Annotated in this window: 16 protein-coding genes and 3 pseudogenes; 3 read left to right on the top strand and 16 right to left on the bottom strand. The window is 65.1% G+C overall.

Features of this window, described 5'->3' with window-relative positions; all coding sequences use genetic code 11:
• Positions 1-277 precede the first annotated feature (277 nt).
• Positions 278-706: a PAS domain-containing protein gene (locus AC5P99_RS17560; protein ID WP_005409905.1), complete on the top strand. Its 429-nt coding sequence runs from the start codon at positions 278-280 to the stop codon at positions 704-706.
• Positions 703-2232, top strand: a complete 1530-nt coding sequence (locus AC5P99_RS17555) for a diflavin oxidoreductase (RefSeq protein WP_495213370.1) — start codon at positions 703-705, stop codon at positions 2230-2232. The genes AC5P99_RS17560 and AC5P99_RS17555 overlap by 4 nt, the downstream gene beginning before the upstream one ends.
• Before the next feature lie 297 nt (positions 2233-2529).
• On the opposite strand, the gene AC5P99_RS17550 is transcribed toward AC5P99_RS17555, so the two are convergent.
• From AC5P99_RS17550 to moaA, 11 genes are all read right to left on the bottom strand, one after another.
• A complete protein-coding gene (locus tag AC5P99_RS17550; protein ID WP_495213390.1) occupies positions 2530-3198 on the bottom strand; it encodes a sulfate/molybdate ABC transporter ATP-binding protein in 669 nt (222 codons plus the stop codon).
• Complete coding sequence (gene modB, locus AC5P99_RS17545; protein ID WP_111151345.1) at positions 3188-3871, bottom strand: molybdate ABC transporter permease subunit; 684 nt, start codon at positions 3869-3871, stop codon at positions 3188-3190. The genes AC5P99_RS17550 and modB overlap by 11 nt, the downstream gene beginning before the upstream one ends.
• Before the next feature lie 3 nt (positions 3872-3874).
• A complete protein-coding gene (gene modA / locus AC5P99_RS17540) occupies positions 3875-4618 on the bottom strand; it encodes a molybdate ABC transporter substrate-binding protein (RefSeq protein WP_032966866.1) in 744 nt (247 codons plus the stop codon).
• 23 nt (positions 4619-4641) lie between these two features.
• Positions 4642-5418, bottom strand: a complete 777-nt coding sequence (locus tag AC5P99_RS17535) for a helix-turn-helix domain-containing protein (protein ID WP_005409910.1) — start codon at positions 5416-5418, stop codon at positions 4642-4644.
• Between the two features lie 68 nt (positions 5419-5486).
• Entirely contained in the window at positions 5487-5852 is a 366-nt protein-coding gene (locus tag AC5P99_RS17530; protein WP_005413668.1) for a hypothetical protein, read from the bottom strand.
• Positions 5849-6397 carry a molybdenum cofactor guanylyltransferase gene (gene mobA / locus AC5P99_RS17525; RefSeq protein ID WP_005409912.1) on the bottom strand — a complete coding sequence of 183 codons (549 nt, stop codon included), beginning with the start codon at positions 6395-6397 and terminating at the stop codon, positions 5849-5851. Before mobA ends, AC5P99_RS17530 begins: the two co-directional genes overlap by 4 nt.
• A 102-nt stretch (positions 6398-6499) precedes the next feature.
• Positions 6500-7000, bottom strand: a complete 501-nt coding sequence (locus tag AC5P99_RS17520; RefSeq protein WP_111687368.1) for a molybdenum cofactor biosynthesis protein MoaE — start codon at positions 6998-7000, stop codon at positions 6500-6502.
• Positions 7001-7003: 3 nt separating this feature from the next.
• Positions 7004-7264 (bottom strand): MoaD/ThiS family protein, encoded by a 261-nt coding sequence (locus AC5P99_RS17515; protein ID WP_021204222.1) that lies wholly within the window; start codon positions 7262-7264, stop codon positions 7004-7006.
• Positions 7264-8517: a molybdopterin molybdotransferase MoeA gene (locus tag AC5P99_RS17510; RefSeq protein ID WP_495213369.1), complete on the bottom strand. Its 1254-nt coding sequence runs from the start codon at positions 8515-8517 to the stop codon at positions 7264-7266. Before AC5P99_RS17510 ends, AC5P99_RS17515 begins: the two co-directional genes overlap by 1 nt.
• The gene (gene moaCB, locus AC5P99_RS17505; protein WP_495213389.1) at positions 8517-9512 is read right to left on the bottom strand and encodes a bifunctional molybdenum cofactor biosynthesis protein MoaC/MoaB; all 996 of its coding nucleotides are present in this window, start codon (positions 9510-9512) and stop codon (positions 8517-8519) included. The genes AC5P99_RS17510 and moaCB overlap by 1 nt, the downstream gene beginning before the upstream one ends.
• A gap of 8 nt (positions 9513-9520) precedes the next feature.
• Entirely contained in the window at positions 9521-10501 is a 981-nt protein-coding gene (moaA, locus tag AC5P99_RS17500; RefSeq protein WP_495213368.1) for a GTP 3',8-cyclase MoaA, read from the bottom strand.
• A gap of 566 nt (positions 10502-11067) precedes the next feature.
• Between moaA and AC5P99_RS17495 the strand changes: the two are divergent.
• A pseudogene (locus AC5P99_RS17495) lies at positions 11068-11441 on the top strand (hypothetical protein).
• A gap of 45 nt (positions 11442-11486) precedes the next feature.
• On the opposite strand, the gene AC5P99_RS17490 reads toward AC5P99_RS17495, so the two are convergent.
• The 5 genes and pseudogenes from AC5P99_RS17490 to AC5P99_RS17470 form a co-directional block, all read right to left on the bottom strand.
• Entirely contained in the window at positions 11487-11771 is a 285-nt protein-coding gene (locus AC5P99_RS17490) for a DUF6984 family protein (protein WP_049451634.1), read from the bottom strand.
• 314 nt (positions 11772-12085) lie between these two features.
• Positions 12086-12627: pseudogene (locus tag AC5P99_RS17485) on the bottom strand (RHS repeat-associated core domain-containing protein); the annotation flags it as partial.
• A 504-nt stretch (positions 12628-13131) separates the two neighbouring features.
• Positions 13132-13344, bottom strand: a complete 213-nt coding sequence (locus AC5P99_RS17480) for a hypothetical protein (protein ID WP_227833054.1) — start codon at positions 13342-13344, stop codon at positions 13132-13134.
• 410 nt (positions 13345-13754) lie between these two features.
• Positions 13755-14082, bottom strand: a pseudogene (locus AC5P99_RS17475) (RHS repeat-associated core domain-containing protein); the annotation flags it as partial.
• 402 nt (positions 14083-14484) lie between these two features.
• Positions 14485-15235: RHS repeat domain-containing protein (locus tag AC5P99_RS17470; protein ID WP_495213367.1), on the bottom strand; the 751-nt coding region annotated here is incomplete at its 5' end.

The raw sequence follows: 15235 nt of genomic DNA, 5'->3' as shown, positions 1-15235 counted from the left end.
TTTGTGACAACACGTCATGAGCTCAGTACACATGACATGCGCCCGCCTCCTGCCCGTGTCTCCTGCGATGGGGCCGAGCCCACGCCCGGCTGTTGGCAATCCCACGTGCCGCCTGAGCCGAGCTGGATTGGTCTTTAAGAGACTCACCCTGCGACACCCGGTCGCAGGCCTTCGCGCTACGCGCTTGACCAATGTCAAACCGCCCGCCGCCGCGCGGGCGTATTCCTATGCAGGACCCGAACACGCCGGCGCGGCCGGCATCCACAAGGACCCTGCGATGAGCTACACCCCCGACAACGCCCAGCTGCTGAACGCCATGCAGAACGTCATGGTGATCTCCACCACCGACCTGCAGGGCAACATCACCTACGCCAATGACCTGTTCTGCACGCTCACCGGCTTCGCCCGCGAAGAGCTGATCGGCCAGCCGCACAGCATCGTGCGCCACCCGGACGTGCCCAAGGCCGTCTACAAGGACATGTGGGACACCATCAAGGCCGGCAAGACCTGGACCGGCATCGTGCCCAACCTCGGCAAGGGCGGCGTGCTCTACGTGGTCGACACCACCGTGCAGCCGCTGTTCGACGCAGACGGCAACATCACCTCCTACATCAGCATCCGCCGCGTGGTGAACGACCTGATGCAGAACTACGACCTGGTCGAGTTCAGCAAGGAAAAGTTCGACGACTTCTACGAGGCCGCGTGAACGCTCTCCCGACCAGTACGCCCTTCAGCCGTCTGCTGGTGGGTTTCGCGTCCGAGTCGGGCAACGCCCGCGCCCTGGCCCAGCGCCTGGGCGCGGAACTGCAGCCGCATGGGCCGCAGGTGCTCCCGTTCAACGACATCGACGTAGCCAGTCTCGGCCAAGGCGATGTGCTGCTGGCGATCTCCAGTTCCTTCGGTGACGGTGAGCCGCCAGCCAATGGCGAGCAGTTCTTCGAAACGCTGCGCCAGATCCCGACGCTGAGCGGCCTGCGCTATGCAGTGTTCGGGCTCGGTGATACCGGCTACCCGAGCTTCTGCGGCTTCACCAAGGCGCTGGATGCCGCGCTGAGCGAGCGCCAGGCGCAGCCGCTGCTGCATCGGGTGGACGCCGACCTGGGCTACGAGCAGTTCTTCCAGCAATGGCAGCCGGTGCTCGGCCAGGTGCTGGATGGCGACCTCAGCGCTGGCCAGCACCTGCACCTGCAGGTCACCGCCTATGGCGAAGACAATGCGTTTGCCGCCCGCATCCTCAAACGCCGCCGCTTGAACAGCAGCGACCCGGCCGCCTGGCACGTGCAACTGGACATTGCCGGCAGTGGCATGGCCTACCGCGCGGGTGACACCCTGCACGTGGTACCCGAGAACGACCCTGCCTTGCTGCAGGCATTGGCTACCTGGTACGGCGATACCGCCGCCGTGGCCGCCCTGCACGACCGCGAGCTGCGCCTGCTGAGCAAGGGCGTGCTGCGCGAACTGGCCAGGCTCGGCGGTAGCGAGGTACTGAAGGGCCTGTTGAAGGTCAGCCAGAAGCGCGAGCTGGAAGCCTACCTGCACGGCCTGGACCTGCTGGACGTGCTGCAGGACCACGCCACGCCGGACAGCGTGCCGCTGGCCAGACTGCGTGAGCTGCTTTCACCGCGGCTGCCGCGCGCCTATTCGATCGCCTCACACCCGTGCGACGACCAGCTGAGCCTGTGCGTGCGCGAAGTGCGCTACACCCTGCGCGGCCGAGAGCGCTTCGGCACCGCCACCGGCAGCCTGCTGCATGGCGGCGAGCACGCCCGTGTGTACTGCCGCTCCAACCCTGGCTTCCACCTGCCCGATACCGGCCAGGCGCCGCTGCTGCTGGTCGGCACCGGCACCGGCATCGCACCGCTGATGGGCCTGATGCAGGAGCTGCAGGCCAACGGCTGCGAACGCGAGGTGCACCTGGTGTTTGGTGAGAAGCACCGCCAGCACGATTACCTGTACCGCGACCAGCTGCAGGACTGGCACGCGCGTGGCGTGCTGTCCGGCCTGCATACCGCGTTCTCGCGCGATGGCGCTGAAAAGATCTATGTGCAGCATGTGCTGCATCAGCGCGCCAGCGAAGTGCGCGACGTCCTGGCCCGCGGCGGGCACCTGTACCTGTGCGGCAACAAGCGCCATCTGGAAGGCGCGGTGCGCGAGGCCATCGATACCATTGGTGGCGAGGGGCGCTGGGACGCGCTGCGCGGTGAAGGCCGCACGCACTGTGAGTTGTATTGATCGGTACCACTGGACTGCACGAATCCTGGACCGGTAGAGCCGGCCGCTGGCCGGCTGGTCAGTATCCCTTGGTTGCCGGCCAGCGGCCGGCACTACCAGAACATGTAGCCAATCATCGCCTGTGCATCACGGTAGAGCCGGCCGCTGACCGGCACTACCAGAACATGTAGCCAATCATCGCCCGTGCATCACGGTAGAGCCGGCCGCTGGCCGGCTGCTCAGGATACCGAGGTTGCCGGCCAGCGGCCGGCACTACCATCAGATGTGACCAACCATCGCCGGTGCGTCCATCACGGGTCAACCGCCGACGATGCGACCATCCACCATGCGCGCCACCTGCTGACCGAACATCGCCACGTCCTGTGGATCGTGGCTGATCAACAGCAGCGGAATGCCGGTCTTGTCCAGCACGGTCTCCAGCTCCTGGCGCAGATGCTGGCGCAGGTCATGGTCCAGTGCGGAGAACGGCTCATCCAGCAGCAGCGCTTGCGGCTGCGTCACCAGGGCGCGCGCCAATGCAGTGCGCTGGCGCTGGCCACCGGAGACCTGCGACGGCAGCAGATCGCCCACCGTGTCGATGCGGAATGCGTGCAGCCACTGCTCCACCGCATCGAAACGCTGGCCGACCCGCGGATTCAGCCATCCCTTCTGCAGCCCGAACGCCACGTTCTGGCGCACGCTCAGGTGCGGGAACAACGCGTAGTCCTGGAACACGTAGCCCAGCCGGCGGCGCTGCGGCGGCAGATCCACAGCGGTGGCCGCGTCGAACAGGGTCTGCCCCTGCAGGCGCACATGGCCCTCGCCCGGCCGCAGCAGCCCGGCCACCGCCTTCAGGGTCAGGCTCTTGCCGGCGCCTGAAGGCCCGAACAGCACCACCTGGCGCTGCGTGCACTGCAGCGATACGTCCAACACGAAATCCTGGCCGGCCGCCTGCAGGCGGCGCTGCACCTGCAGGTCAAGCCACATCACGCAGCCCCCGGCGACGTCCGCCCACCAGCCGCGCAGCCAGCAACAGGATCACGATGCACACCACCGAAGTCAGGATCACCAGCGCATTGGCCTTGCCATCCTGGCCGGCCTGCACCGCCTCGTAGATGGCGATCGACAGCGTCTGCGTGCGTCCCGGAATGCTGCCCGCCACCATCAATGTCGCGCCGAATTCACCCATCGCGCGTGCGAAGGCCAGCAGCAGGCCGGCAAGAATGCCGCGCCACGCCAGCGGCAGCGTGACGCGGAAGAACACCGCTGCTTCGGACACTCCAAGCGTGCGCGCGGCCTGCTCCAGCTGCCCGTCCACTTCTTCGAACGCCGCGCGTGCCGGCTTGAACACCAGCGGCAGCGAAGCCACCGCCGCGGCGATCACCGCGGCCTGCCAGGTGAACACCAGGTTGATGCCGAACCACGACTGCAGCCACGCGCCGATCGGGCCGTTGCGGCCGATCAGCACCAGCAGGTAATAGCCCAGCACCGTCGGTGGCAGCACCATCGGCAGGGTCAGCAGCGAATCCAGCAGCTCGCGGCCGGGAAAGCGCCGCCGCGCCAGCAGCGCGCCCAGTGCCACGCCCAGCACCAGATTGATCGCGGTGGCCCAGCCGGCCACCTTCAGCGACAACCCCAGTGCGCTCCAGTCCAGATCCATGCGTCAGGGCTTGCCGAACCCGTGCTTGGCCAGGATCGCCTGGCCCGGCGCCGAACGCACGAAGGCGGTGAAGCGCCTGGCTTCGGCCGACTGCGCGCTGGCCCTGGTCACCGCCAGCGGATAGGCAATGCGCCCCGCCACCGGAACCGCGAAGGCGCGGCGCACCCGGTCGGGCATCGCCTGTGCATCGGTGGCATAGACGAAGCCCGCATCCACTTCACCGCGCGCCACGTAATCCAGCGACTGGCGCACGTTCTGCGTCGTGATGATCCTGCCCTGCACCGACGGCCACAGGCCCGCCGCTTCCAGCGCGCCCTTGGCATAGCGGCCGACCGGCACGCTGTCCGGGTTGCCCAGCGCAACGCGCTGCACACCGGCACCAGCCAGGTCCTTCAAGGTGCGCGGCGCGGCCTTGGCCTGCGGTGGCACCACCACCCACAGCGCGTTCACCGCGAACACCTCGCGGGTACCGGCCGCCAGCAGGTCCTGCTGCTGGGCCTGGTCCATCGTGGTTTCATCGGCCGACGCGAACACATCCACCGGTGCGCCACGGCTGATCTGCTGCAGCAGCACGCCGGATGCGGCGAAGTTGAAATCGACCTTGGTTCCCGGGTGCGCCCTCTCATACGCCGCGCCCAGCTCGCGGAAGCTCTCGGTCAGGCTCGAAGCCGCCGACACCGTCAGGTCGGCCGCCCAGGCCGGTACTGCAGCCAGCATTCCCAGCACCAACAGCCCCGCTCGCATCATGGGTCGGCCCCTCGCTTGCCTGATCAGTCCAGTCCGGATTCCCGAGCCACGGCCAACGCCGCCAGCCGTTCGGGTTGCAGCAACAGCATCTCACGTTGGTTCACCGCAATCACGCCCTCGTCGCTCAAGCGGCGCAGTACCCGGCTCACTGTCTCCGGCGCCATCCGCAGATAGTTGGCAATCTCGGTACGGGCCATGCTCAGGTTGAAACGGGTGGCGGAGAATCCGCGCCGGGCGTAGCGCTCGGAAAGATCCAGCAGGAACGCCGCCATGCGCTCCTCGGTGCGATGGTTGGCAGCCAGCGTGGCCACCTTGCCGATCTCGGCACTGAGCAGGCTGAACAGCCGTGCCTGCAAACCCGGCATGCGGGTGGCCAGCAGGCTCAATCGCGGGAACGAGATCCGGCACAGGTAGACGGTGTCCAGGGCCACGGCGTTGCAGGGAAAGCGCGCGCCATGGATGGCATTGAGCCCGATCACCTCGCCCGGCAGGCTGAAACCCAGCACCTGCTCATTGCCCTGGCTGTCATCGACAAAGGTCTTGACCATGCCCGCGCGGACCGCTGCGATCGAGTCGAACGGATCGCCTGCACGGAACAGGTAGTCGCCGGCCTGGAACGGGCCGACGTGGTCGACCAGCACATGCAGTTCGCCCAGCGCGGTCTTGTCGTAGCCCTGCGACATGCAGGCATCGGAGAACGCGCAGGTGCTGCAGAAGTGCAGCGCGTCTCCGTCGTCGGCCGCTGCCGGATTGGGCGTGGCCGGTCGGGACGCGGGCGGAGCGGAGGGGTTCAGGGGCATTGCAGCGACGCAGTAACGAAGGCCCTCATCATACGACAGCGCACCACCCGGCCCTGCGCAACCTGCGCCTACTCGGGCGCAGGTTCAGAACGCCGCTGCGGGCCACGCTGCCGCATGCTGTCGCGCACGTCCACGTCGAACTGCAGCTGCAGCATGCTGTCGTCATCCAACGCGATACCGAAGCCCAGGCCATCGCGGCAGGGCAGCCTCCCCGCCAGCGACTCGACGGCCTGGCGCGGCAGTACCAACCGGCAGAATGTACCGCCATCGAGCAGCACGGCCTGGTCGCCGGCATGCAGCGACAGCGCCACGCCCCAGCCACCGCTGCCACCAAAGCGCGTCAGGTTCTCCACCGATTCACCTGCCAGCAATCGAGCCAGTTCTTCTTCATCCACGCGCAGGCGCATCGATTGCTGTTGCAGCTGGACCTTCATGCTGTGATGGACTCCCATTCCGACGGGGTATTGCAGTTGAGCAGCAACGCCTGATCCTCCGGCGCCAGTGGCAACCGTGTCACGCCCAGGCGTTCCTGCAGGGCGCGCAGTGAACGGCGCGCCGTCGGGTCATCGATCAAGGCCTGCAGCACGCGGCGGCAATGATCATCGATCTGCAACCGCATCGGCAACGGTTCATCGTCGAATACCGTGCAGGCGCGCGCTTGATCGGCCTGCAGGCGCTGCAACAGCGCGGGTGTCACCCGCGGCGTATCGACCGGCACCACCCAGGCAGGGCCATCCGTCATCTGCATCGCCACACTGTAGAGGCCGCCCAGTGGGCCGCAGCGTGCAACCCGATCCGGGATTCCGCCAAACGCCGGGTAGTTTCCGCTGACCCAGATCTCGCGCGCGCCCGCCTGCTTCAACAGGCCGCGCATGTGCTCCAGCAATGTGCGGCCCTGCCAGGGCAGCAGTGCCTTGTCGCGACCCATGCGGGCGGACAGGCCACCGGCCAACACGATGCCGTTGATGGTTCCATTCATGGTAGAGCCACGCCATGCGTGGCTGTGTCGGCCGGATGCGGGGGAAAGGCCTCTCCCACGCATGGCGTGGATCTACTGAATCCCGCGCCCTGAAGGGCGCGGTCAATGCCCGTGGTCATGCGTATGGCCATGGGAGTGCGAAGGTTCACTTTCCGCATGGCAAAGGCTGCAACCTTCGCTCCACTGGCTGTCGCCGTCCTCGTAATGCTCCTGCTTCCAGATCGGGCACTGGTGCTTGACCACCTCGATCAACTGCCGGCAGGCGCGGAACGCCTCGTCACGGTGCGGACTGCCGGCGGCCACCACCACCGCCACATCGCCGATGCCAAGCCGGCCCTTGGCATGGGCCACGTACAGCTTCAGCTTCGGACCGAACGTCGACTCGACCTCGGCGGCCAGCCGCTTGAATTCGTTCAGCACCAGTGGTTCAAACAGGTCGTAGGTAATCCCGGTCACCCGCCGGCCCACATTGACGTCGCGCACTTTGCCGATGAACACATCGATGCCGCCGAAGCCAGGATCGGACACTGCCGCGATGCCCTCGGCCGGATCGATCGCCGCCTGCGCGCGATCCACCACCTTGGCGATGATCATCTCGCTCATCGCTCAGCCCCCGCTCACCGGCGGCAGGATCGCCACCCGGCCATCGTCTGGCAGCGCGTCATGGTCGCGCAGCACACGTTGCTGGTCGGCGAATGCCGAATAGTCCAGCAGGCCCGCGCGGAAACCGGGCCAACGCAGCGGCAGCAGCTCGCGCAACGCCTGGCGCAGGTCGGCCACGGTGCCACCGGCCACCTCCACGGCAATCTCGCGGCTGGCATCCAGATCGGAGAACGCACCGAACAACTGCAGATTTACCTGTCTCATCATGACTCCTGGCTCGCCAGCTGCACCGGGTCCTGATGACCCCAGCCCTGCACGCGCACGTAGGTGCCAGCACTGGCCAGACCTCCCTCGCCTTCCAGCACCACCCAGGCGTTGGCCTGCAGCATGGACATCAAACGGAACGACTCCTGCCCGGCCAACACGCGCGCACTCAGGCGCCCCTGTGCGTCCACCTCCACCCGCGCCCGCGCGTGGAAGCGCAGGCCGGGCGGCGTGCGCACGTCGGCCTGCAGGGGCAATGTCAACACCGGCTCCGGTGCCAGCCCCAGCAGGCGGCGCAGTACCGGCTCAACGAAGAAGCGCTGGCCCACCGCAGCCGACACCGGGTTGCCGGGCAGGCCGAAATACAGCGCGCCATTGGGCAGCACCGCAAACAGCAGCGGCTTGCCGGGGCGGATCGCCACCTTGTGGAACACGATGCGCGCACCCCGGCCGCGCAGCGCGTCGGGAATGAAATCGTAGCGGCCGGCCGACACCGCGCCGGTGCTGATCAACAGCTGCGCACCCGCGTCCAGCGCTGCATCCAGTACCGCGTTGAACGCGGCCACCTCATCGCCTACCGAGCCCTGCCAGACCACCTCGGCACCGGCGGCCTGCAGGCGGCCGACCAGATACGGCCGGTTGCTGTCACGGATCTGCCCGGATTCCAGCGTCTGCTCCGCCTCGGTCACCAGTTCCTTGCCGGTGGCGATCACCGCAGCCCCCGGCCGTGCCACCACTGCCACCTGGCCCACGCCGATGGCATGCAGCAGGGTGCGCGCATTGATATCAAGCACCTGGCCGGCCTGCAGCACGCGCTCACCATCGCTTACATCCTCTCCGCGCAGGCGCACGTTCTGGCCCGGCTTCACCGATGTCTTCAGGGCGATGCGGGTCGGGCGTCCCTCCTCGCTGGCGAGGATGTCCACGTTCTCGACCGGCACCACCGTATCCAGCCCGGACGGCATGCGCGCACCGGTCATGATTTCCCAGGCACCCTCGCCACCTTCGGCACCTGCATCACCGGCTGCCTGCCAACCCTGCACGGCAAATTCGGTACCGGCCTCGAACGCCGTGCCGTTGGCGCGCAGCGCGAAGCCGTCCATCGCCGAATTGTCGAACGGCGGCAGCGACTGCGCGCTGTGGATGTCACGGGCCAGCGTGCGGCCCGCGGCCTCATGCAGCGGCAGATGCTCGGCCGGCAGCGGCTTGGCCGCGTCCAGCAGGTGCTGCAAGGCATCGCTGTAGGCAATCATCAGTGGCCATCCCCCTCGACCATCGCCAGGGCATGGCCCAGTACCGGCGCCAGGATATCCAGGCACTGCGCCGCCGCCTTCGGGCTGCCGGGCAATGCGAACACCAGCATGTTGCCCAGCTGTACCACCTCGGCGCGGCTCAGCCAGGCCATCGGCGTGTGCTGCGCACTCAGGGCCCGCACCATCTGCGCCAGGCCATGCACGGGCCGCGCGTTCAAGGAACGCAGCGCCTCCGGGGTCAGGTCACGCGGGCCCAGCCCGGTACCACCGGTACACAGGCACAGGCGCACGCCCTCAGCAGCCAAGGCCTGCAGGCGGCCCGCCAACGGCTCAATGCCATCGGGCAGTACCTCGGCGGCTACCACCTCGCCCCCCAGCTTCTTCAGCCCGGCCACCAGGGTCGGGCCGGAGATATCCTCATAGGTGCCTTCGCTGGCGCGATCGCTCAGCGTGATCACCGCGCAGGCCGCATCCTCCAACCCCTTAGGTGCACGCGGCTTGAAACGCGCGCGCTCGGCCTCGTCCATGCCATCCGGGTGCAGCCAGACACCGCGCTTGCCGCCCTCCTTGAACAGCAGGCGGATGCCTTCGATGCGCAACGCCGGCTCCACCGGCTTGCTCAGGTCGTACAGGGTCAGCAGCGCCGCGTTGACGCCAGCCAGCGCCTCCATCTCCACGCCGGTGCGCGCCTCGCTCGCGCACTCGCACCACACGCGGATCGCCTGCCGTTCCGGCACCGGCGCGCAGAACACCTGCACCAGTTCCAGCGGCAGCGGATGGCACAGCGGCATCAGCATCGACGCCATCTTGGCGCCCTGCAGTCCGGCAATCTCGGCCATCACCAGCGCATCGCCCTTGGGCAGGCGGCGCTCGACGATCAGCGGATAGGCCACTGGACCGGCATGCAACTCGCCCACCGCCACCGCACGGCGGCGGCTGATGCGCTTGTTGCGCACATCGGCCATGTGGAAGGCCGCGTTCAATTCCCCACTCATCGTGTTGCTCATCCTCCGATCGAGGCCAGGTGCGGGGTCAGCCCGGTCTGGCCCTGGTGCAGTCCATGCCCGGCCGCTTTCAGGCCAAGCTGGGTCGTGATGCGTGCCAGCAGCGCGTCGTGGTCCTCATCGCGCTGCAGCAGCGGGCGCAGCGGCACGCCGAACTCGCCGAACAGGCAAAGCCGCAGGTCGCCCTTGGCGGTCACCCGCAGGCGGTTGCAGCCCTTGCAGAAGTCACGCGAATACGGGGCGATGATGCCGATGCTGCCGCGATGGTCGGGGTGACCGAACTCGCGCGCCGGGCCGGCGTCGGCCGCGCGCGGACGCTCTTGCCAACCGGCAGCCAGCAGCTGCTCGATCACCACGTCGGCGCGCAGGTGGTGGCGCTGGAAATAGGCTTCGTTGTCGCCGGTGCGCATCAGCTCGATGAAGCGCACGCTGAAGGGGCGGTCACGCAGGTAATCCATCCACTGCGGCAGCTCGTCGTCGTTCAGGCCACGCAGCAGCACCGCATTGAGCTTGATCGCTGGCAGGCCCAACGCCTGCGCCAGCGCCAGGCCCTGCTGGATCTCCGGCAGGCGGTCGTGCCCGGTGATGGTCTTGAAGCGTTCGCGCTGCAGGCTGTCCATGCTCACGTTCAGCGCGGTCAGGCCGGCCCGGTGCCAGCCCGGCAGGCGCCGGGGAAGCAGCGTACCGTTGGTGGTGATGGCCACCTTGCGGATGCCCGGCACCGCCGCCACGGTGGCGATGATCTCGTCCAGATCCTTGCGCAGGCTGGGCTCGCCGCCGGTCAGGCGGATCTTGCTCATGCCCAGCGCGGCGAACGCACGCACCAGATGGGCAATCTCGTCCACCTGCAGGAAGCGCGGGCGGCCATCGGCCTGGTAGCCGTCGGGCAGGCAGTAGCTGCAACGGAAGTTGCAGGCCTCGGTAAGCGACAAGCGCAGGTACGGAAAGCTGCGTCCGAAGCTGTCGGTGAGTTGGCTCATGGCTGTTCCGCCTCCTGGTACCACCCTGCAGCCCTGCCCCTGAACGGGTTGTCGACCCCAGCCCGCAGAGTGCGCTGGGGCGTTGAAAGCGTCAACCCGTGAGCCACGCAGCCTGAATTGGCGCCGCCTGTCGTGATAGGCCCTCCCCGCCCGGCCCGTTCGCCGTGACAACCTCGACACCTGTCGCAGATTGCACGTTGCGGGCGGATCACTACGCCAGCCAGCACTGGCGCGGCTTAACAGCGTAGGACAATGTCAAATGCGTCTCCAATCGAGTGATGTTTGCAACTCTTCTGATTGGCATTGCACAGCGCCAGGGGCTCAGATGGCGTGCCACCTAAAAAGGGTGGCCGGGCTTCGAACACCCGAGTTGATGTTGATGTATGCGCTTGCCAGCCGGCGCCACCTTAGCGTGGCGCCGGCTGGCAATCCGTCTGCCGGCTATGGCGGACGGTGCGTGGGGGCCTTCGGGCCCGCCGGACTGACATCAACCCGGTGTTCGAACCACGTACCGTCCGCCACTTTTATGGGTGGCGGCTACCGATTGCCCTGCACGGAGCCTTGCCATGAACGAATCGGACTTCCCCCATCTGCACGCCTACCGCAGCACCGCCGGCGACGACGGTTCGCCTCCGGCTGCGCCAACAGAGGACAGGAACACCTTCATTGCCAATCTCCACCGCATCGGCTCCGGTGCGGCGGCCGATGGACAGCCCTGGCCCGAGCGGCATCAACTGCCCGGCCGCTGCCTGGCCCTGGCCGATGCCGATTGCGCGTTGAGTGGATTGCGGGTGGTGCTGGAAATGCTCTTGGCGGCGGAACGCACCCGGCAGAACGGCGACCCCGGGCAGTACGTGGGCGACCGGGTGATGAGGGGTTGGTCATGGCCTGCCAGTCGTTGTGCGCGCAGGCGGTGGGGCGGTTGCAGCCCGAAGGGTGAACGCGATGCACAACGCCCTTCAGCTTGGATCGCTTTCAGCAGGCGTCAGTGCTCACTGAAAGCGCTCCTCAGATCGACGCCGATGATCGGCGAGAAGTCCACCTTCCACAGCTCCAGCTCGAAGAGCTGATCGTGATTGTCCAGGCACAGGGTGACTCTCACCGGCACGCCGTCGGCATCGGCAAGCATCGCCGTGGCAATGTCGCTTCCGAAGACCTGGGTCGTGCTGGACAGGAGCACCACGCCCCCGAATCCGACGACTTCCACGTTCTCCACCTGGACGCTGGTGGTGTTGCCCGCTGCGTCATGGCTGCGTACCTCGCCATCCACCGCAGCCAAGCGATGGCTGGTTGGGGGAAAGGTGTAGCTGGCGGTGCCTGCCGAAGTCGTCAGCGGGGTGCGATGACCGCTGGAGTCACAATTCTCAAGGCCCCTCCTCGAAGAGAGGGCTGAGAAGGCACGCTACTCTTGTGATCTACCAGCCAAATGCTGCTTTCTCCTCAAGGCAACCAGAAAGAAGGCTGCCGCAGCCAGGAACGCGCCACACGCATCCCAGATTCGGTCAAGCCACAGCATCAAGGCCGAAAGTGCTAGCCAAATCCCAGAAAATGTAAGAAGCCCCCCGCGTGTCAGTTTCATAGGGCTCACTGCAGAGTTTGAATTCCAGCCATAGCGCAGACTATAGCTGCTCCAACCTCATAGCTCGCCAGCGCTCCTCCTCCCACTGTTGCAACACCGGCAACAAAGGGCACTTCAACAAACAATATCAGAACGGATGCACTAGACACCGGCAAAGTCAACCATGTCGGAGGCTGAACGTAAGACATGCATGACTTGAAGTACTTGCCATATGTCTTTTGATGAATGGACGCATCAAAACCATTATCGTCTTCGCACAATCCCAGAGAATCGGACTGTGAAATAGGATTCCCACCAACATACGCAAAGCTTGCAATCCCTCAAAGTAGTCCAATGCGATCACTCTGCGAATACAGCCCCACTGCAGGGACGTATTCCGCTGATAGTTGTAGAACAACCCACTCGCATCCGTCGCCTGCTGGCCCGGGAAGCGCAACGCAAGCTCGAACGCCACACCATCCCCATCCGGATCGGCACTCGGAATCTGGTTGCCGAACACTTCGCTCTTGTTGCTCCAATCCCAGATCGCGACATCACGCACCGGGTCGCTGCAGGTAAACGATCTGCTGCCAGAGCGTGTATTCCCTGCTGCGTTGGGGCTGCGCCCAGCGAGACAATTCGCTACCGTCCGCTGCCCCAGGAGCTGCCGCCGACCAATCGAGCCGTCTGAACAGACCACGTCTCCAGAAGATGCTGCGATTCCCGGTTCACCACCATTCTTCAGTACAGAATGAATCGCATCTAATCTATTTTTAATAACATTGGACATTGGCAACTTAAAGCCCCTCACGCATTCCGCGAAAAAAACTCTATCCACTTCCGCACTTGCAATCCTCTGACCTAGAGATAAAGGTCCATAAGTAGATAGCAGACGGCGCAGGGTCTATCGCAAACCCAAAGATCACATCTCGCGTATACAAGGCAATCAAGAAATTTCCAACGGCCCGCATTCCGCTTTTCTCGGCGTCCTTTTTCAAACATCGCAGATCAAACGCTCTCATGCTATGCCACGGACCTTCCTGGAGGGCTGAGGAGCTCCCTGTTTCATGTCTCACACATTGAGAATCCGCCGGATCACCGGAGAGTCGATCAGCAGGTTCTCGCCGAGCGCTCTCGCAAGATCCTGCAACTCGGCAGACCATCCCTCAACCTGCGGAAGCGCCACCCTGGTGAACAAGGTCCTCTTCCCATCTGCCCCCACCCGAAAAACAACCAATTCCTTTGCATCTTCATCAACACAGACGAGATGGTCATACGTATTCATTGTCAATTGCTCCATGTATTCAATGGCGGAATAGGGCTTCCGCTAAGACACGCAGCATATCTCTGCGTCGCCGACGCATGACAGACCGCACCGGCTCTTGCGCCACGCATCCTGGTGATTCCATTGCAGGTATCCGTGTCAGTCCGTAGCAGGGCCTCACAATCTTCTCCCTCCTCGTCCGAACACATCGCCTGACCGGCGATATTGCCCAGAAACCCGCCGACCACCGAACCTGCGGCACCGCCGAGAGCACTCCCGCCAGCCGCGCCGCCGATGGCGCAGACTGCTGCCCCTGGGCCTGATGGACTGCAAGCCGCCGCGCCGCTGATGCCTCCCACAGCGCCTCCTCCGTAGTAGCCCGCCGCACCGCCGCAAACCGCACCTCCAGCGATGTAGGCCGCGACACACGCTCTCTTCTTTGCCAGCCCCTTCGGATCGGTAGCAATGGTTGGATTCGAATCGACATAAGCGTAAGCGCTGATGCCCCCCTTCAATCCAATAGCATCACTCTGCGAGTACCGCCCCACCGCCGGGTCGTACTCGCGCTGATAGTTGTAGAACAACCCACTCGCATCCGTGGCCTGCTGGCCCGGGAAGCGCAGCGCCAGCTCGACTGCCACACCATCCCCGTCCGGGTCGGCACTCGGAATCTGGTTGCCAAACACTTCGCTCTTTCTGCTACGCGCCCAAACCGGGACATCGGGACCGAGCGATTGCCACGCGCGGTCCACCCGGATGACATCAAGTGAGCGCGACTTCGCCTTAGCTGACCTATTGCGCAGGCGCGCTGGCCCGATGCGTGAGCATCAGAGCGCCGACATCAAGGGAGGTCCGTACTGACGGAAACAGAGCCGTCTTCCCTCAGCCAGACGTTCACGTAGGTATCTGGGGGAGGTATCCGATTGATTGACGCCCCTGCGGGAAGGATCTCCCAGCTGGTGATCGAGCCGCAAACTGTTTTATGGATCAACCTGCGACTGTCCAACCCCCGTCTGGCCAGTTCCGCAACAACCACTTCGGGAGGCTGGCGATCAAAGCCTTTGTAGGCAGTGCAACTCTTTCCCGTCTGACCCATGGGGTACGTTGAACTCTCAACCTCATCCCGGCACCCCAGCTGGCCCAGAACGAGCGAGAGGATGGCTAGTATCCGAATGCATCGCATTGCCTGTTGCTCCTTTCCTTTACTGCCCTGCTGTAGGCCTTGTCTACTGCGGCGCCTCCGAGTCCTCCATCGCGCAGCCGAGTTGCACAGATCATCTGCTCTTGATATGCACGACACTCAAGCTCATTGGCCAGCTGCCGATGCTCGATCCCACCATATTCCCAGTCCTTTGGGAATGGGCTTGCACCTTTAGGCCTACCCACGCAGGCATTAGGAACCCTCTTTTCCAATAACGCCTTATGGTTTCGCTCATGCATAACGGTGCATATCTTGTCGCAGCCTGAATTGCAGACACTGACCAGAAATCCTCCATTGCCATCACAAGTCACCATTCCCAGCTGTCCGCCGCACGTACTTGTATCGAACACGGGCTCAAGCCCAAGTGGGTCAGCCGCAAGAAGCGGAGAGGCATTCGAATACCCGTACGCGGAAATGCCGCCGGACAAGCCTATGGGATCCGCTTGCGTATAGCGTCCGGTCGCAGCGTCGTACTCGCGCTGGTAGTTGTAGAACAACCCACTCGCAGCCGTCGCCTGCTGACCCGGGAAGCGCAGTGCCAGCTCGAGCGCCACACCATCCCCATCCGGGTCGGCACTCGGAATCTGGTTGCCGAACACCTCGCTCCTGTTGTTCCACTCCCAGATCGCGACATCACTCACCGGATCAATCACCACGCGCGGTGTGCCCAGATGATCTGGTTGGACGTAGGCAAGTTCCGGCACGCCGGTG

The organism is Stenotrophomonas sp. YJH_SMC_80, from assembly GCF_059372495.1.
This window is presented reverse-complemented; position numbering and strand designations above follow the sequence as displayed.